This window comes from Alcaligenes endophyticus, from assembly GCF_026344035.1.
GTDB classification, from domain to species: domain Bacteria; phylum Pseudomonadota; class Gammaproteobacteria; order Burkholderiales; family Burkholderiaceae_B; genus Alcaligenes; species Alcaligenes endophyticus.
Window position 1 is genome coordinate 364296 of sequence record NZ_JAPKND010000003.1, and the last position, 18727, is coordinate 383022.

Annotated in this window: 16 protein-coding genes; 15 read left to right on the forward strand and 1 reads right to left on the reverse strand. The window is 53.5% G+C overall.

The window, feature by feature from the left end; translation table 11 throughout:
• Window positions 1-141 precede the first annotated feature (141 nt).
• On the reverse strand, window positions 142-921 hold the full coding sequence (locus OSH01_RS08235; protein ID WP_266123601.1) for an alpha/beta hydrolase: 780 nt from the start codon (window positions 919-921) through the stop codon (window positions 142-144).
• A gap of 83 nt (window positions 922-1004) precedes the next feature.
• Between OSH01_RS08235 and OSH01_RS08240 the strand changes: the two genes are divergently transcribed.
• The 15 genes from OSH01_RS08240 to OSH01_RS08310 all read left to right on the forward strand — a co-directional run bounded on the left by OSH01_RS08240 (window position 1005) and on the right by OSH01_RS08310 (window position 18690).
• Window positions 1005-2048, forward strand: coding sequence for a FecCD family ABC transporter permease (locus OSH01_RS08240; RefSeq protein WP_266123602.1), 1044 nt, complete (start codon window positions 1005-1007; stop codon window positions 2046-2048).
• 2 nt (window positions 2049-2050) lie between these two features.
• Window positions 2051-2839, forward strand: coding sequence for an ABC transporter ATP-binding protein (locus tag OSH01_RS08245; RefSeq protein WP_266123603.1), 789 nt, complete (start codon window positions 2051-2053; stop codon window positions 2837-2839).
• Window positions 2840-2846: 7 nt separating this feature from the next.
• Window positions 2847-3989, forward strand: coding sequence for an ABC transporter substrate-binding protein (locus OSH01_RS08250; protein ID WP_266123604.1), 1143 nt, complete (start codon window positions 2847-2849; stop codon window positions 3987-3989).
• A complete protein-coding gene (locus tag OSH01_RS08255) occupies window positions 3989-4783 on the forward strand; it encodes an alpha/beta hydrolase (RefSeq protein ID WP_266123605.1) in 795 nt (264 codons plus the stop codon). Before OSH01_RS08250 ends, OSH01_RS08255 begins: the two co-directional genes overlap by 1 nt.
• A 114-nt stretch (window positions 4784-4897) precedes the next feature.
• Window positions 4898-6094, forward strand: a complete 1197-nt coding sequence (locus tag OSH01_RS08260) for an ABC transporter substrate-binding protein (RefSeq protein ID WP_266123606.1) — start codon at window positions 4898-4900, stop codon at window positions 6092-6094.
• Between the two features lie 11 nt (window positions 6095-6105).
• Window positions 6106-6975 (forward strand): branched-chain amino acid ABC transporter permease, encoded by an 870-nt coding sequence (locus OSH01_RS08265; RefSeq protein WP_266123651.1) that lies wholly within the window; start codon window positions 6106-6108, stop codon window positions 6973-6975.
• Entirely contained in the window at window positions 6972-7901 is a 930-nt protein-coding gene (locus OSH01_RS08270; protein WP_266123607.1) for a branched-chain amino acid ABC transporter permease, read from the forward strand. Before OSH01_RS08265 ends, OSH01_RS08270 begins: the two co-directional genes overlap by 4 nt.
• On the forward strand, window positions 7898-8665 hold the full coding sequence (locus OSH01_RS08275) for an ABC transporter ATP-binding protein (RefSeq protein ID WP_266123608.1): 768 nt from the start codon (window positions 7898-7900) through the stop codon (window positions 8663-8665). The genes OSH01_RS08270 and OSH01_RS08275 overlap by 4 nt, the downstream gene beginning before the upstream one ends.
• Complete coding sequence (locus OSH01_RS08280) at window positions 8662-9384, forward strand: ABC transporter ATP-binding protein (RefSeq protein WP_266123609.1); 723 nt, start codon at window positions 8662-8664, stop codon at window positions 9382-9384. Before OSH01_RS08275 ends, OSH01_RS08280 begins: the two co-directional genes overlap by 4 nt.
• Window positions 9381-10115, forward strand: a complete 735-nt coding sequence (locus OSH01_RS08285; protein ID WP_266123610.1) for a 4'-phosphopantetheinyl transferase family protein — start codon at window positions 9381-9383, stop codon at window positions 10113-10115. Before OSH01_RS08280 ends, OSH01_RS08285 begins: the two co-directional genes overlap by 4 nt.
• A complete protein-coding gene (locus OSH01_RS08290; RefSeq protein WP_266123611.1) occupies window positions 10105-11745 on the forward strand; it encodes a (2,3-dihydroxybenzoyl)adenylate synthase in 1641 nt (546 codons plus the stop codon). The genes OSH01_RS08285 and OSH01_RS08290 overlap by 11 nt, the downstream gene beginning before the upstream one ends.
• Window positions 11746-11751: 6 nt before the next feature.
• Window positions 11752-12000, forward strand: a complete 249-nt coding sequence (locus tag OSH01_RS08295; RefSeq protein ID WP_266123612.1) for a phosphopantetheine-binding protein — start codon at window positions 11752-11754, stop codon at window positions 11998-12000.
• Window positions 12001-12011: 11 nt separating this feature from the next.
• Window positions 12012-15962 carry an amino acid adenylation domain-containing protein gene (locus OSH01_RS08300; protein ID WP_266123613.1) on the forward strand — a complete coding sequence of 1317 codons (3951 nt, stop codon included), beginning with the start codon at window positions 12012-12014 and terminating at the stop codon, window positions 15960-15962.
• A 2-nt stretch (window positions 15963-15964) separates the two neighbouring features.
• Window positions 15965-17224 (forward strand): enterobactin transporter EntS, encoded by a 1260-nt coding sequence (gene entS, locus OSH01_RS08305; protein WP_266123614.1) that lies wholly within the window; start codon window positions 15965-15967, stop codon window positions 17222-17224.
• A 62-nt stretch (window positions 17225-17286) separates the two neighbouring features.
• On the forward strand, window positions 17287-18690 hold the full coding sequence (locus OSH01_RS08310) for a YncE family protein (protein WP_266123615.1): 1404 nt from the start codon (window positions 17287-17289) through the stop codon (window positions 18688-18690).
• Window positions 18691-18727 lie beyond the last annotated feature (37 nt).

Here is an 18727-nt window from a genome sequence, read left to right on the forward strand (position 1 = left end):
AAATAAAAAGGCACGAGCAGCTTAACCGGCTCGTGCTTACAGAGCACTCCGCTGATTTTACCGTCTTTATGGTAAGTGGTGCTGACCGCCCACTCTATAACAAGATTGGCCACTGAGGCAGCCCTATAGGTGCAAGCCCTTTTACAGATCAGACCTATTTAAAATAAAACGCCACCCCTGAACAAACGCTTGGATAGCAGCCTCCCCGTGCCCACATGCTTGGATCAATCTAAAGCTGACCTGAAAATCGGCGTGACGTTGCAGGCGCTGTGCCAATTCACGTGCTCCATCAACCATGCGGCGCTCGCTGCGACGCTGGTAACGGCGCTGTCTCTCAGTCAATTCCAACTCCTGCTCTTGTGGGCTCAAAGACTGCTCATATTCACCCACGCTGATCAATAACTGTCTTTTAGGCTCTGCTGGTGGAGCAGAGACAATAGCGCGTAAACACGCTTGAACCGCCTGCCCCTGGGCCCACCATACAGAGGGGCTAGAGACGACAAACGCCTGAAATACCCGACGGCTATGCGTTGCTGCATACAAGGCAAATAAACCCGCCAGAGAATGACCAAATAAGCATAGCTGACGATGATCCACCGCAAGCCTTGCCTGAACGGCAGGCAGTACCAACTGCTGCAAAAATGCTAAAAAATGTGCGGCGCCACCCGCCCGACCCACGGCATCGCAGGGGGGATAATCGGCTTCCCGCTCAACGGTGTCTACGTAACCCACGCCAATTAACGCGGCAGGCCAATCTGGCTCAAGCGCCAAAGTATGCCCCACAAGCCGTTCAAACTGTGGGGTATCTAGCACCAAGGCGGCAGGCCAACCCTGTGCTGGAGCCGACATAGAAGGCCAAGCCAAAGACACTCTGTACTCGCGCCCCTGCGGGCCATTGATAAAAAAATGCGCTTGCTGCATGAAACTCTGTCGTCGTTAAGTACAAATCAAGTCAATATCAACTATACTGCCTTTCTAGGTAAACAGTTCTCATTTAACTTCAGATGCCCGGTCACGCTACCCCTATTACTGACTATCAACGAATCATAAAACGCCGCTGGCTGCTAGTGGGTAGCTTATCGTGCATTATCGTTTTATCCATTCTCGCCGATTTCATGCTGGGCCCCTCGGGCCTAGGCTTAAGTGAGCTTCTGCACGCTCTGTTCCAACCCGATGCTGCAGACCCAACCACCCGTGTCATTGTCTGGGAAATTCGCTTACCTTACGCCCTGATGGCCATGGCTATAGGCTTAAGTTTGGGGCTAGCTGGGGCGGAAATGCAAACCATTTTAAATAACCCCTTAGCCAGCCCGTTTACCTTAGGTATTTCCTCTGCTGCGGCATTTGGCGCCTCGCTGGCTATTGTGTTGGACCTAAGCTTACCCGGAGTGCCACAATCTTGGACGATTGCCACCAATGCCTTTGGGTTTGCCCTCATTTCGGCCTTACTGCTAGATGCCGTGGCCCGCTGGGGGGCAATGAGCACAGCCAACTTAGTCCTCTTTGGCATTGCCTTGGTGTTCTCCTTTAACGCCATGGTCTCTCTGGTGCAGTTCGTGGCCAGCGCCGAAGCCTTACAAGGGCTTGTATTCTGGACTCTAGGCAGTTTGACCCGGGCTTCTTGGGCCAAAGTCGGTACTATGCTGGCCTTGTTTTGCATTATTTTGCCGCTTTCACTGCGTGACACCTGGAAGCTCACCGCTTTACGCCTTGGCGAAGACCGTGCGGCCAGCTTCGGTATTAACGTACCGCGCTTGCGTTTAACCGCCCTCATACGCATTAGTTTGCTCTCGGCCTTAGCGGTGTCTTTTGTAGGCACTATAGGCTTTATTGGCCTCATCGCCCCGCATATTGCTCGCCGTATGTTTGGCGAAGATCACCGTTTTTACTTACCTGGCAGTGCTTTGGTGGGTGGCGTTATTCTTTCACTCGCCTCCATTGCTTCTAAAAACATCGTCCCCGGAATTATTGTGCCGGTAGGCATTGTCACCTCATTGGTAGGCGTGCCTTTTTTCCTGGGTGTCGTGTTGCGTCGCCAAATGAAATAAGTATGCTTGACATCCAAAACCTAAGCCTTGCCTATGGCAAGCGTACTGTCATCTCCTCCTTGTCGCTTGAACCTGTGCTTCAGGCAGGGCAACTGGTAGCCCTACTAGGGCCCAACGGCTGCGGCAAATCAACGTTACTTAAAGCTATCGCGGGTTTGCACAAAGCTCAGCAAGGGCAGGTGTCCCTAGATGGGCAAAACCTTACCCGTTTGAGCTTTGAAGAGCGTGCCCAACACGTCGTGTACTTGCCGCAATCCTTGCCGGCCTCCGTGCATCTACGCGTATTCGAATCAGTCCTCGTGGCGGCTAATGCCTCGGGGCACCCTAGCCCGGCAACGACACAAGAACACGAGCGCATCATGCAAATGCTGCAACGTCTAGGTATAGAGCACCTTGCTATGCATTACTTAGACCAGCTCTCTGGTGGGCAAAAACAACTTGTGGGTTTAGCGCAAGCCCTCATTCGCAAGCCACGCCTATTGTTGTTGGATGAGCCGTTGTCAGCCCTAGACCTTAACTATCAGTTCCATGTGATGGATCTGCTGGCCCAAGAAACCCATAACCATCGAATAACCACTTTGATCGTTCTCCATGACTTGAACATCGCTTTACGTCATTGCGACTATGCCTTGCTCATTCATGATGGCGGCTTGCTTGCACAAGGCAAACCCGGCGATGTGATTACTCCTACTGCCCTTGCTCAGGCTTACGGCGTTCAAGCACGCGTAGAACACTGCTCGTTAGGCACCTCTCATATTGTTATTGATGGTTTGCGTAGCCCCATCTTATAGGTCAAAAATGAAAATATTTCGACTTTTCCTGAGTATGCTTTGCTTAGCCTTTGCCAGCCCATTCGCCCAAGCTCAAGCCATACATATCCAAGATGCCCTAGGGCGCGAAGTCACCCTACCCGAACCCGCCAAACGAGTGGTGATCACCCAGGCACGACATTTTCCCGTCATGGCACTGCTACACCCCAACCCGGCTGACATACTAATAGGTTGGTCTGACGAATTTCGCACATCGTTCTCAAACGAATACCAGCAATATGTGCAGCAGTTTCCCGCACTGGCTGACGTAGCGGTCGTCGCCCGTCACACTGCTGACTCTTTTTCTATCGAACAAACCCTAGCGCTACGCCCAGACCTGGTTGTACTCACCGCCAGTTTCGCCGGCCTCACGCCAGGCCAGAACCCAGAGGACTCGGCCTTACTCCAGCGTTTGAAAGCGGCCAACGTACCTGTCATTGTCATTGATTTCTTTGTTGAACCAATGAAAAACACCGTACCCAGTATCAAGGCTTTAGGCTATGCCTTAGGCCAAACTGAACGTACGGACGAATTTATTCAGTTTTACCAAGAGCATATGGACCGGGTGGCCCAGCGTTTAGCCGACACAGACCCCGCCCAACGACCACCTGTTTTTATCCACGCCCATGCGGGCAGCACAGATTGCTGCAACTCACCCGGCACCGGCACATTTAATGACATGATCAGCTTTGCTGGCGGACAAAACATTGGTGCCAAGGTCATTAAAAACGCAACCGGAAAATTGAATTTCGAATACATCCATGCACAGCGCCCCCACGTGTATGTCGCTACGGGCACGGGGTCAGGCAAGCGCACTCAGGCAGGCTTACATATCGGTACCGACACCACCCCAGAGCAAGCCAGAGCAAGTTTAATGTCTATAATTCAAGCCAATCGCCTTCAAGCCTTGCCCGCTGTACTCAACGGCAACAGCCACGGCATTTGGCATGCCTTCAATGACTCCCCCTTGCATATGATCTTCATTGAGGCACTGGCCAGCTGGATCCACCCCGAGCTATTCCATGACGTCTCCCCACAAGCCACCATAGACGAAGTCAATCAGCGATTTCTGACGGTGCCTTTACGCGGTACGTTTATCACTGACCTAAACGCTCAGCCTGCGCAACCCTAATGCAGCGCCTGGAACACCTGTGGAGCCTACCGCAGGCCCAAGACAAACCAGCATTACACTTTGGTCTGAGCCTGCCCGCTACCCCGGCGCCTGAAAAAGGGTGGCCGTTGTTATGCCTGCTAGATGGTGATTGGACCTGGCCTATTGCCCTCGCATCAGACCACCCTGCTTTGTCTCAATGTGCTGTGCTGTACCCCTACTATGGTGGAACACCAGCACACATCCGCCTATGTCGCGCCTGGGACTACACCCCCAGTAACACACAAGGACAAGCATGGCCTGACCCGAGGGTGCCGGAGTGGCAATGCGGGGGGGCGGATACTTTCTTAGCTGTGCTGCGGGCTGAACTCACCACCCTTACGCATACCTATCCCCAGCTAGACAGGCGACGTATCAGCCTCTTCGGGCACTCTTACGCTGGTCTTTTTGTGTTGTATGCCTTAATGCGCGACCTCGCCCCCGTGCAACACTTTATCTGCGCCAGCCCTTCCTTGTGGTGGCGCGCCCCATATATTTGGCACCAACTCGACTCCTGGTCAGGCAAGTCTGATTCTGCTTTCACCCTCATAGCAGGCTGCGACGAAAAATGGTATCCCCATGCCCAACAAGGCTCCGCCCCTAGGCAAGGCGGTATAGCCACACTAGCCCTGATGCAACGCTTGCAAAGCACCGTGCAACCCAAAGTGGAACACAGCCGCTTCATCACACTCGAACAGGCGGGGCATGGCCAAGTCTTGGCTCAGGCTACATTAGCCGCACTCGCATTAGCCCAGAAAAGCCTTAGCGACGCTTGACCCGATAAAGCGCTAGCGTTAAGCTGAACAAGAACCTAAAATGATAACGATTAACATTACCACTTCGTAGTAGTGCTTACCGTCGCCTATCCGCTCAACGTGCTGCAAAAACCTATGTCCCAGATGTCTATTACCCGCCGTCAATTACTTGCTGCTGCCTCGTTAGCTCCTTGGCTAAGCATGGTGCCACAACTATCGCATGCACAAGAAAAGCCACTAAAAATTGCGCTACTTACCTCCTTGTCGGGGCCTTTTGCCTCTTTAGGGGCCAGTATGCGTGCGGGCTTAGAGCTGTATCTGGAGCAATCTAATTACCAAATGGGCGGCAGAAAAGTCGAGCTAATTATTGAGGACGACCACGGCAAGCCTGATGAAGCCATACGCAAAGTACGCAAGCTGATCGCACGCGACCAAGTGGATATATTAGGTGGCGTCATTGCAGCCAATATTGCCCTGGCCATACGTGATATTGTTCACGACGCACGCTTACCTACCTTTATTGCCAACGCTGCAGCCAATGCTTTGGCCCGTGATGCCGCCAGCCCTTACGTATTCCGCACCACCAAAACCAGTTGGATGCTAGGCCATACGGGCGCCCTATGGACCTACAATCAAGTAGAAAAGTCCGGTGGCATGACGCTAGGCTCCGATTACACAGCAGGGCGCGAATATATCGAAGACTTCGCCAACACCTACCAAGAACAAGGCGGACAACTCGGCAAGCGTATCTGGACCCCTTTAGGCACCTCGGACTTCGCGCCGCTGATCATGAATATCGCCGCCGAACAACCTCGTTTCCTTTACACCTTTTTAGCTGGTGCCGATGCAGTCCGCTTCTTGCAACAAATGCAAGACTACAAACTGCACGATAACATTCAAGTCATTGGCCCAGGAGCCATTTTCGACCAAGAGGATGTCATCCCCGCTGTAGGGAACGCTGCGATGGGGGGAGTCAACACCTTCCATCAGTCGCCGGGCGCACCCGCTGCCCAAGAGTTCGTGCAGGCCTATCAAAAAACTCGCCAACGCTTACCTGGCGAAGCCAGTACATCGGGCTACGTCATGGGTCAAGTGATACACGCTGGCGTTGATGCGGTACAAGGCGACATCAGCCAGCTTGATGCCTTTAAAGAACATTTGCTGGCCAAGCCTATACAAACCGCCTTTGGCCCTTTGGCGTTTGATCCACGTAATAACCAAGCCATCTTGGATATCTACGTCAACGAAGTTCAGCAAGATCCACAGGGCACAGCTTTTAATACCGTTATCCATACCTATCAAGGGATTCAGGACCCCGGACCTCAATCGTAGCCTTGCATACCGTGTCTTACTACCTGCTCCAAACCTTAAACGCCCTGTCGTTTTCAGTCCTGCTCATGTTGGCAGGCTTAGGCTTGTCTTTAGTGCTAAGCCTAATGAATTTTATTAACTTAGCACATGGCTCATTTTTTCTGTTGGGCGGTTATATCGCCGTGCAATGGCTCGCCAGTGGCGCACCATGGTGGCTGGCATTTCCGGCTGCGTTTGTGCTCACCGGCTTAGTCGGTTTACTTCTGGATCGCTTCCCCTTTGCCCGCTTTTATCAACGCCCTCACCTAATGCAGGTGTTACTCACCTACGGCATTGCCATTATTTTTGCTGACCTCATGCGGTGGGGATTTAGTGCCGACACCCTTTCGCCACTACTGCCTGACATGCTACGTGGCGGCGTCTGGATACTAGGGCTACCCTTCCCCATCTATCGTCTGTTTATTATTGTGACCGGTTTGCTACTTGCCTTGCTGTGTTGGTATTGTCTGGATCACACCCTATGGGGAGCGGCCATCCGTGCCGCCGTGCTGGACGCACAAATCGTCGAAACACTAGGCATCAATACTAAACGTTTATTTACCCTAGGCATGGTGCTAGCCGCCGGCCTAAGTGGTCTAGGCGGAGCCTTAGGCGCTGGGATGCTATCAGTCTATCCAGGGCTGGATGAAGAAATTCTTGTCTTGGCTTTGCTAGTGGTAGTGATAGGCGGGCTCAACAACATACGGGGCACCTTATTGTGTGCGCTAATCCTAGGCTTTGTCACCACCTTCAGTCGCGTACTGCTGCCCTCCTTTGCCAACGCACTGAGTTTAGCAGTCATGCTGGGCTTACTTTTACTCTGGCCACAGGGTTTACAGTCTCGTCTAGGCAGACAAGTATGACGCTCAAGTGCCGCTTGCCCGCTCCGCTAGGCTTGGTCAGCTTCTATACCTTAAGCATCGTGGTAGTCCTTATTTTGGGCGATGGCTTTCTGTGGCGCTTTCTGGCCGAAGCCATGCTGATTGCGTGTGCCGTCATGTGCGTCAATGTCTTAATTGGCCACGGGGGGCTGGTTACCCTGGCGCAAGGCGCCGTGTTTGGTAGCGCGGCGTATGTCGCCGCCTGGAGCAGTCAGTTTCTAGGCGCCAACCTATTTGTCATGCTTTTGCTAGGAATGCTTAGCGGCGCCTTGCTCGCCGCCCTAATTAGCCTGCTAAGCCTACGCTCAAGTGGCTTGTTTTTTATGATATTAACCCTAGTCTGCGGACAGTTGGTGTGGGAAGTCGTGTTTCGCTGGCGAGATGTCAGTGGCGGTGCAGATGGTTTAAGAGGCTTTCCTAAACTAAGCGTAGGGGGCTGGGAGATCAATCACGCTGCACACCTTTTTGTACTGGCCAGCCTGCTCGCCATAGGGGCTTGGTATTGCCTGCGCAGCTATCTACATAGCCCTGCTGGGCTGGCGCTAACTGGACTTCGAGATCAACCCTTGCGCATGCAAGCGCTCGGCTATCAGTTGTGGCGCATACGCCTGCACGCGGCCTTATTAACCGGCGTGGTGTGCGGTGCCGCCGGCAGCCTTTATCCGTTTATCAATCAATACATCAGCCCTACCCAAGTGCACTGGAGCTTCTCGGCCACGCTGATTATTATGGGTGTGATTGGCGGCATACGCAGCCTCCAAGGCGCCTTTCTAGGTGCCCTAATTTACCTGTTTATTCAAACCTACATCAGCTCATACACCGAACGTTGGCAGCTCGTTATCGGTCTAATTTTTGTCGCCACCGTGCTCTTTATGCCGCACGGTTTGATTCGTAGGAAAGGCTCATGAACCCGCCTTTACTGCGCCTAGAGCACGTCAACCGCCAAATCGGCGGCCTACGTATACTCAATGACATCAACTTACGCGTAGAGCCTGCTGAAATACTCGGTCTCATTGGCCCCAATGGAGCAGGCAAAACCAGCTTATTTAATATCATTAGTGGTCAAACTGCGGCCGATAGCGGCCAGTTATATATGGCTGAACAAGTCATTACCACGCTCTCCGTTAGCCAGCGCGCACGCTTAGGGATGGCCCGCAGCTTTCAAACTAGCCGTATCTTTCCCGAACTCAGCTTGCTCGACAATCTGGCCATGGCCATACGAATTCGCCTAGGTAGTGCGTATCGCTGGTGGCGCTCTAAGCAATCGTTGGTAAGCAGCCAAGCCTTAGCCAGTGAGCTACTACAAGGTACTCCACTGGCCACCAAACAGGAACAGATGGCTGCCACCCTCTCGTATGGCGAACAACGCATCTTGGACGTACTGCTTTGCCTGGCCCAACAACCCCAGTTGCTATTACTCGACGAGCCCACCGCGGGGCTGTCACAAGCAGAATCTCGTGCCGTCATGACACTTGTGCACACCCATAGACACCAATGCAGCATTCTCCTGATTAGCCATGATATCGACATTGTCATGCAGCATTGCCAGCGTGTTGCCGTGCTGAGCCAAGGAAATCTACTTGCCTGCGACACCCCTGATCGCATCAAGCGACACCCTCTTGCACAACAGGCCTATTTAGGGGCTGCCGGTTTACCTGGAGTCAGCCCATGAACCCGCTCATACAGATTCAAGCACTCGATGCCTACTACCAACAAGCCCACGTACTGCATCATATTGATTTGCAGTTGCTTGCAGGACAGAGCATTGCCTTACTAGGGCGCAACGGCGCGGGCAAAACCAGCCTATTACATTGTCTGTTCAATATAGGGCCGCGCTGGCAAGGTAGCATCAACATTCAACAACGCTCAATCGCAGGCCTTGCTACCCATCAAGTAGCCCGATTAGGTATTGCCTTAGTTCCCCAAGGGCGCGGTGTGTTCCCCACACTAAGCGTGGCAGAAAGCTTAGGCCTGGCGCAACTGCACAAGAAAGCAGACCAGCCCTCATTCATTAGCCTAGAAGAAATTTACGCTGAAATGCCCCGCCTCTATGAACGTAGGCGGCAAAGCTGCTCGGCCTTAAGCGGGGGCGAGCGGCAGCTATTAGCGCTTGCCCGAGCCCTACTCACCCAGGCGCGTATCCTTGTTTTAGATGAACCCAGTGAAGGTCTCGCCCCTATGACCATCACCGAAGTGCTACAGCCCCAGTTGCAACGTCTCCAAGCTAAAGGCTATACCTTCATTTTGGCTGAACAAAATGCTGCGCTGGCCCTAAGCGTTGCTCAACGGGCATTGGTACTATTTAACGGCAGGCTGGTATTTGATGGTGACGTGCTCGCTTGGCAAGATAATATCGCGCAACAGCAACAATACCTAGGAATAGGCCTGTGATAGAACTGCACCTATTCCCCTTAAGCCTAGCCTATCAACAAGAACGCTATTTGCGCCAGCTCATCCCCGCTTTGCAACTGCAACATTGGCAGCGACGACGCCAACACGCAGATCAACTACGCAGCATTTTGGCCCATGCCGCCACTCGTTTATTGCTCGCAGATAAGCTGCACTGCTCCCCCTTAGCAATTCGCTTTCAACTAGAGCCTCAAGGTAAACCGGTAATTTCTTACCCAGACAGCGCATGGCACATGAATATTTCTCATAGTGGCCAATGGGTGGTGGTCGCCCTGGCGCCCTTTGCTGTGGGCGTAGACATAGAACAGCACGCCGGGGCACCAGAAGTTGAGCTAATTCGCAGTTGCTTTACCCCGCAAGAACAGCAAAGCATACACAGCACCGAGGACTTCTATCGCGCCTGGTGTGCCAAAGAAGCTGCCCTAAAAGCCGCCGGAACAGGCTTTGCCATCTCCCCGCTTGAGTTAGAGCTAGTCCCAACTAGTGCCGCACAAGCTCAAGTGCATTCGCCTCACCCCATTCTCAACGGCTTACACGTAGGTAGCCGCCTTTGGCACCAAAGCTATTCCTTGGCGTGGTGCAGTCAGCCCCCGCAGGGCCAGCCAAAATATGTCAGCTACGGCTTGAGTGACCTGCAAAAACACATAAAACGTCACGTCATCGCTGACAACTTTACCAATATATGCAATAGTTCTCATTATCATGAGCAATAACATTATCCCTCAACAAACATGGCCTGCTGAATTTGCGCAGCGCTACCGTGAAAAAGGCTATTGGCAAGGCGAAACCTTTGGCCAATGGTTACATGATCGCGCCCAACAGCATCCCGACCGCGAAGCCATCGTCGGCGGTGAGCAACGCTGGAGCTACCACCAACTGAACCAGTACGCAAATGAGCTTGCTGCCGGCCTGCTGCAACACGGCTTAGAAAAAGGCCAGCGCGTACTTGTGCATCTGCCGAATATCCCTGAATTCATCAGCGTGATCTTTGCCCTGTTCCGTATTGGTCTGATCCCCGTTTATGTCCTTCCGGCTCACCGCATCGCTGAAGCTGAGCACTTCGCTAACGACGCGCAGGCCGTTGCCTATATTGGTGTCGACCAACACGCCGGCTTTAACTATTTGCCGCTCGCCCGCGAGCTACAAAAGCGCTGTCCACACGTCGAAAAAATCTATATCGTCGGCCAATCAGAAGAATTCACCGCTTTGCACTCTGTGCAAGCAAAAGGGCAAGGAAAAGCTGTCCCTATCAATGCTGCACAAGCCTCGGATGTGGCCTTCCTACAGATTTCCGGGGGCAGCACGGGTCTGTCAAAGCTCATTCCGCGCACCCACGATGACTATATTTACACCCTGCGCGAAAGCGCCAAAATTGCCGGCCTAGACGCACGCAGCGTGTACTTAGGCGCTTTGCCCATAGCTCATAATTTCCCCATGAGCTCTCCGGGCTTTTTAGGCACGCTCTACGTGGGTGGCAAAGTGGTGCTCAGCACAGTGCCTAGCCCAGAACAATGTTTCACCTTAATTGAACGAGAAGGCGTGACGGACACCAGTCTAGTCCCTCCCCTACTGTTGCTGTGGTTAGAAGCAGCCAGCCATAACAAGGCTCAGCTCCATAGCTTAAAAGTCATACAGGTGGGTGGCGCAAAGCTAGCGGCCGAGGTAGCCAAACGCGTGCGCCCCGTGCTGGGTGTGACCTTGCAACAAGTTTTTGGCATGGCCGAAGGCTTAATCAACTACACGCGCCTAGACGACAGTGACGACCTTATCGTTCACACCCAAGGCCGCCCTATTAGCCCTGACGACGAAATCCTTATCGTTGATGATCAAGGCCGAGCTGTACCTGAAGGCGAACCGGGCTACTTGCTCACCCGCGGCCCTTACACCATTCGCGCTTATCACAACAATCCAAGCGCCAATGCACGCTCATTCACTAACGACGGTTTTTATCGCACTGGAGATATCGTACGGCGCACCGCCGAAGGCTATCTGGTCGTGCAAGGACGGGCTAATGATCATATCAACCGCGCCGGAGAGAAAATCTCTGCCGAAGAAATTGAAGATCATTTACTCGCACACCCACAAGTGTTTGACGCTGCCGTTGTCTCCATACCCGATGAATTTTTAGGTGAACGCAGTTGCGCCTTCATTATTCCTAAAGCGGAAAAACCCCGCCCCGTAGAAATTAAGCGCTGGATACGTGAACGTGGTTTAGCCGATTTTAAAGTGCCTGACCAAGTGGTCTTTGTTGACCAGTTTGTAGAAACAGCAGCACTCAAAATTAGCCGCAAAGAACTACGGGCCCAATTACGCGCGCAGCTACAAAATAACTCTGAACACTAATACACCATGTCTACTCCTTCTTTCCCTATCACGTTAGAAAGTATGCGTGGCGACATTGCCGCCATGCTGCACGAAGACCCTAGCGATATTCACGATGATGACAACCTACTAGACCTAGGGCTCGACTCCATGCGCATCATGACTTTAGCCACGCGCTGGCGCGAATCGGGTGCGCAGTTGGAATTCTCGGAAATGGCGGCCGTACTCACCCTGGGCCAATGGTGGGCGCTTGTCAATAACGGCCAGCAAGCATAAATCAGCCAGCCATGAATCACGCTCCATCCCCTGCGTCTATGCATACTAGCTCCTCTTGGCGCCCCCTCACTCAGGCACAAGAAGGCCTTTGGTACGCCCAAAGCTTAGATCCACAGAACCCTATTTTTAATACCGGGCACTGCACCGACATTCGCAGTCCGCTAAATCTAGCTCTGTTTATCCGTGCTATTAATCTGACCCTACAAGAGGCCGACTCGTTAAGCCTACGTACTCGTCAGAGCGCTCAGGGACCAGAGCAACAATTGCAGGCTCACGCCTGCCCACAAGTCGAAGTGATGACCTTAAGCGATCAAGCGGATGCGCTGGCACAAGCCCAGCAAATCATGCAGGACGACTTGCACCGCCCAACGCACACCGATACGCAGGCACTATCCAGACAGATTCTGTTTATCTTGGCCGATGATCACGTACAGTGGTATCAGCGAGTGCATCATTTGGCGGCTGATGGTTACGGCATGGCGCTCATCGAGTCACGCGTAGTCAGGCTCTACCATGCGCTACTCGAGAACCGCGACTTGGGCACACCCTTAGCCAGTTTTGATCTCGTGCTCGCGGAAGACGCCCACTATAGGCAGTCAGAACAAGCACAACAAGATCGTCAGTTTTGGCGCGATCATCTGGCGCAAGCCGAGCCAGCCCTCAGTCTGACTGAACAAACCGCCTTAAGTGCGCATCACTTTTTACTTGATCGGCGTACAGCAAGTGCGCAGTTGGTACAGGTATTACAAGCCAAAGTCCACGAAACCCAAATCAGTTGGCCTGATATTCTCACCGCTTTATGCAGTGCCTATGTTAAGCGCCATACCCGCCAAAACCCATGCACCGTGGGCGTTCCTTACATGGGGCGCTTAGGCAGTGCCAGCGCACGCGCTGTCGCCACTGTCATGAACGTGATGCCTGTGGTCATTCATGTCGATGAACAACTGCCGCTGAATGACTACCTGATTGCTGTGAGCAAACTTTTACGTCAAGCGCGCCGCCACGGTCGTTATCGCAGTGAGCAACTACGGCGCGACTTGGGGCTGCTGGGAGGCTTGCAACGTCTGCATGGCCCCATCATCAATATGCTGCCCTTTGATGCCGCTTATGAACAGGCCGGCTTGCAGGCCAGCCAAACCGTATTGTGCGCTGGCCCGGTCGAGGATATAAACTTTACCTTCAGAGCGGCTGCCGATGGCGCAGGCATGCGCATAGAGCTAGAGGCCAACCCCAAACTGTACACCCAAGAAGCACTGCATACGCATCAAGTGCGCTTACACGATTTCTTGCTCCAAGCCCTACATAGCGAAAGCTTGGTTAAGGTTCCCACGTTGACTCAGGCAGAGCACCAGCACTGGATTTACACCATTAACCAAACGCAGCATCCCGTGCCAGACGTCACACTATGGCAACTGATTGCGCCCCAACTACAGGCACGCGCTCAGGCTCCCGCACTAGAGTTTGAAGGACAACTATTGTCCTATGCGCAGCTCGATGAATGCAGCCAACGCGTAGCCGCTCAGTTACAGGATCAAGGTGTGATCAAGGGCGACATTGTTGCCGTAGCCTTACCGCGCTCGGTTGAACTAATCGTCAGTATTCTGGCCATATGCCGTTTAGGAGCGGCCTATTTGCCGTTAGATATACAACAACCCCACGATCGCCTAGCCGCTATATTAGCCTCTGCCCAAGCGCGTGCCATCATCCAAACTGGTCAGGAATCGTTTGCGCTACCAACAGTACAAGTAGACCTGCGCTACCCCCGTCGATACTGCGACGACTGCCCCGCCACCCCGCAAGACCCCGCTTATCTGCTTTATACCTCGGGCTCTACAGGGACACCAAAAGGGGTGCTGATTAACCATAGCGCCATTGTAAATCGCTTGCTGTGGATGCAAACCCATTACCAAATCAATACTCACGATCGGATTTTGCAAAAAACCCCCGCGACATTTGATGTATCGGTATGGGAGTTCTTCCTCGCCTTTATCGCGGGTGGCTGCTTAGTAGTAGCCCCGCCCGATGCGCATCGAGACCCTAGACACATCGCCCACCTGATACGCGAGCGTCATATCAGCGTCTTGCACTTTGTGCCCTCCATGCTGGCCGCTTTCCTAGACGAGCCTAGCGCCCAAGACCTGCAAACACGTTTAGTATTTTGCAGCGGTGAAGAGCTCCCCGCAGCTTTGCGTGACCGCTTTCATCGCACCGTTCAGGCCGAACTGCATAACCTCTATGGCCCCACCGAGGCCGCCGTCGATGTTTCCTACTGGCCAGCTAGTGCGCAAGACACCTCCCAGCCTATTCCCATCGGCTACCCAGTGTGGAACACCGCTTTATATGTGCTAGATGAATATCTGCGCCCCGTGCCTCCCGGTGTCAACGGCGACCTGTATTTAGCAGGGCGTCAACTCGCCCAAGGCTACTGGGGCCAAGAGGCTCTTACCCAAGAACGTTTTGTTCCCGATCCCTACCCGGTTCATGGCACGCGCATGTATGCCACCGGAGACATCGCTCGCTGGCGTCCTGATGGGGCTCTCCTTTTTTTAGGACGCTCCGATCATCAAGTTAAATTGCGCGGGCAACGTATAGAGCTGGGCGAAATTGAAGCCGTATTAGCGACACACCCAGCAGTGGCTCAATTAGCGGTCATTGCCCGCCAAGATCAAGCCAATCAGCAGGCCATTGTGGCTTATGTCGTCGCTCACCCTGGTCAAGCAACCGACAGCCAAACTTTACTCGACTTTGCGGCGCAAAAACTGCCAGACTATATGCTGCCTGCCGCCGTCATGTGGCTCGAGCAACTACCTGTCACCCCGAATGGCAAGCTTGATCGCAAAGCGCTACCAGCACCCTTTATCCGCGCACGTCAAAGGGGCGCTGCCCTACAAGGCGCCCTGCAACAAACCATTGCTGCCGCCTTTAACGAGGTGCTGTCACGCGACGGCAGCCCCGTCTATGCCGATGACGATTTTTTTGCCTTGGGCGGGCACTCTTTGCTGGCCGCGCGGCTCGCACTTCTCTTACGTCAGCGCTTAGCCCTAGACGTCTCGATTGGTACGATTTTTGAATACCCCAGTGTACGTCGCTTAGCACAGCATCTGCACACACGCTCTACACAAACTGGCACAGCCCACGAAGATGGCTTTGGCCCTATTTTGCACCTGCGCCCTGCAGATGAGCCCTCTTTACCTGCCTTATTTACGATACACCCCGCGGGTGGCCTAGGCTGGTGCTATGGTCAACTGGCACGCGAGCTGCCGCAAGGCCGGGCAATCTATGGTTTACAAGCGCGCAGCCTAGATGGGCAAACGCGCCACTTGAACCAAAGTTTGCACGCTATGGCAAGCGACTATGTGGATCAGATACAAGCTCTACAGGCTCACGGACCTTACCACCTTGCTGGCTGGTCGGTAGGCGGCATAATTGCTCATGCCATGGCAGTAGAATTACAAGCGCGCGGTGAACCAGTAGGCCTATTGGCCATGCTAGATGCCTACCCCAGCGATGCTTGGCGCGATCAGCCTGAGCCGGCCGAGGATGCCGTCTACAAAGCTCTGCTTCACATTGCCGGACACGACCCAGACACCCTGCCCCATGTCGCCCTCACACGCACCGGGGTTATTGACTTTTTGCGCAGCCAATCTCACCCCTTGGCGGCTCTTGCTGACGACAGGCTCAACGCCATCTTCCAAGTCGTCGCCCAAAACAACGCCTTAGTTCGGCGCCACCAGCATGCCCACTATGCGGGCAAGGCTCTGTATATACAGGCAGCCCTAGATCATCAGGGCACCCACTTACACCCCTCCATGTGGCGTCCCTATATTCAAGCCATAGACGTGCACCCCATCGACTCCCTACATGCCCACCTTACTGGCCCTCTTGCCACGCAAACCATTGCGCCTCTCATGCAAGCGCATATGCTCGCGGCCGAGGCTACGCTGCTTACGACTGGGGAATAACGATGTCTTTACAGCGCTTTTTCATTGATATATCGCCACTGCAAGTGAGCCGCGGTTTTCGTTACGCCTATGCAGCGCGTGCTGCGACGGTATTAGTCACCGGTATGCTCATGGTAGCGGCTAGCATCCAAATTTTTGATCTCACACAATCGAGTTTCGCCGTTTCCATGCTCAACGTTGCCATGGCCGTTCCTATGGTCAGTGCACTCATTGTGGGAGGGGTACTGTCAGATCGCATGGACCGCCGCTTGCTGATGCTGTGGTCACGCAGCGTATATGTCATTAGCGTCTTAATTTTTGTCGCCAACGCACTCGTGCCCCAACCACTGGTCTGGCCCATTTATGTCGCTGCTGCGATAGGGGGTGCCGCAGGTGGCATTAGCGTTCCCGCCATGATGGCCGCTGTGCCGGCATTGGTAGGCCGTGAAAAACTGGCCGCCGCGGCTGCCTTATCAGGATTAGCCATGCAAGTGGGAGGCATTATCGGGCCCGCTCTGGCTGGAATATTGATCTCTGGGCCTGGCCTCATTTTTTGCTATCTCATCGTACTGTGTGGCGTGTTAATCACCCCCTTCTTGTTACGAGCTCTGCCCTCCCTACCCCCACAAAATCAACATCGCCCCGCCCAAGCTCCTTTGCAATCACTGCTTGATGGCCTGCATTTCGTACGCCAGCATCCTTTGCTGCGCACTTTATTACTCATTGATTTGGGGGCTTTATTCTTGGCGACTCCTATGGCCTTGATGCCTCAATGGGGCGAGCAAGTGCTGTCACTAGGCTCCGAAGCAACTGGCTTTCTGTATGCTGCCCCAGCAGTAGGCGCCACGGCAGCAGCCTTACTAAGCGGTTGGTGCCGTAACACAGCCAAGCCAGGACGAGTCATTGTGATCGCCGTTTTATTATGGGGCGCCTCCGTAGCAGCCCTTCCTGCTTATCAAACCCTTTATTGGTCCCTCGCGTGCCTAACCCTCATGGGCGCGGCCGACACCGTATCAAAAATTTTACGGATGGCACTGGTACAGCGTCATACACCCGACCACTTATTGGGACGGGTCTCCAGCTTATGGATGACTCAATACTCTATGGGCCAAGCCCTAGGGAATGTGCAGATGGGTCTCGTGGCACGCCTTTTTAACCCTGCTTTAGCGTTCTTAATTGGCGGCCTAGCCTGTAGCACCATGGCTGGCCTGTTTGGAATGTCCAATACCAGCCTACGCACACTTGACCATCAAGACCAAAGCGAGCAAACGCCCGGGTCCTAATCAAGAAACATGTTTCCCCGCAGTACAGTAATCACGCTGTACTGCCTCCCAAATAAGGAACAATGATGCAAATCAATGTCAATTGCAGAAACTCTAAAAAAACAACGTGGCTGAAACAAACCGGCTTAGCGCTGGCAGCTCTCAGCCTTAGCATTAACGCCGCGTACGCGGCTGCCACTTTTGATCAGCCCGACTCCCACTTCAATGGCACGGTGAATGCTATGGGCGTGCACTACGCAGGCGATCAAGTGAACATCAATGGCCGCGCCTTCACCCCAGGCCAAGAAATTATCTTGCTTCAAAATGGCCACGTACTCACTGAAAAAGCACTAAAAGCGGATGACAAAGGAAACTTTAGCACCACTATCACCTTACCCGCTGACGCTAAGTCAGGGCAACATGCGATTGTGGTACAAGCGGCTGAGCCTTCCACCGCTGCGGTGTTTAAACTTAAAGTTTCAACAAAGTTCCCGCAAAGCGGCCAAGACAAGTTTGACATCACCACAGAGTCGCTCGTGCCCGGCGTCTACCAAAGTGCCTATAGCCCTAAAAGCAATGCCATTTTTGTGACCTCGGCGGTGGGGCGCCCCCCCGTGCGCGAATCCCAACTGCTCAAAGTTGATCCTAACACCCTAAAAATTACCGCTAGTGCCAAACCAGCCGCTCAGCAAGACCGTGACGACGGCCAGGTACAAGCCGTGTACGGCGTCGGGGTAGACGATGAGCACGGCACAGTGTGGGTCACCAACACACGCAGCAATACGGTGGCTGTCTACAAGCAGGCTGATCTGTCACTGGTCAAACAATTTGAAAATGGTGCCGCACCACACGCCCGCGACGTAGTCATAGACAGCAACAAGCAACGTGCGTATGTCTCTACACCAGGGGCTCCCACTGTGGCCGTATTTGACACTAAAACCCTCAAAGCACTTCCTGCCATTGAGCTTCTATCTGCTGGTTATGAGCGCCCTAGCCCCTTAAGTCTGGCCTTGGATGCAGAGGGAGGCAAGCTGTACACCGTATCGATGAATACCAATGAATTATTTGCGGTGGATCTCAATAAAAACGAAACTGCCGTTTTTGCGTTACCCGGCGCACTAAGCGCTTCAGGCGTGGCCATTGATGCCAAGCGTGGGCATGCCTATGTGGCGAGCCAAGGCAGTGACAACATCCTCATTGTTGACACCAAGCAAGGCAAAGTTCTGCACGATATAGAAATCGGCGCAGGGGCGTTAAACGTCGTGTTCGATCCCACCACAGATGTCGCCTATGCCGTCAGCCGAGGGGCCGGCACGCTAACCGTGATTCAGCCTGACGGCAATATTCTAGCTAATTTGAACTTAGGCAGCATGCCTAACCATGTCAGCCTGGATGGTCAGGGCAACGTCTATGCAGTCACTAAAGCACAGGGCAAAGATGACTCACTAGGCGGCGACCGTATTAGCCGTATCCAACTGAAGAAGTAAACGTCTGCTGAGCCACCTCCGGGTGGTTCAGCCACTA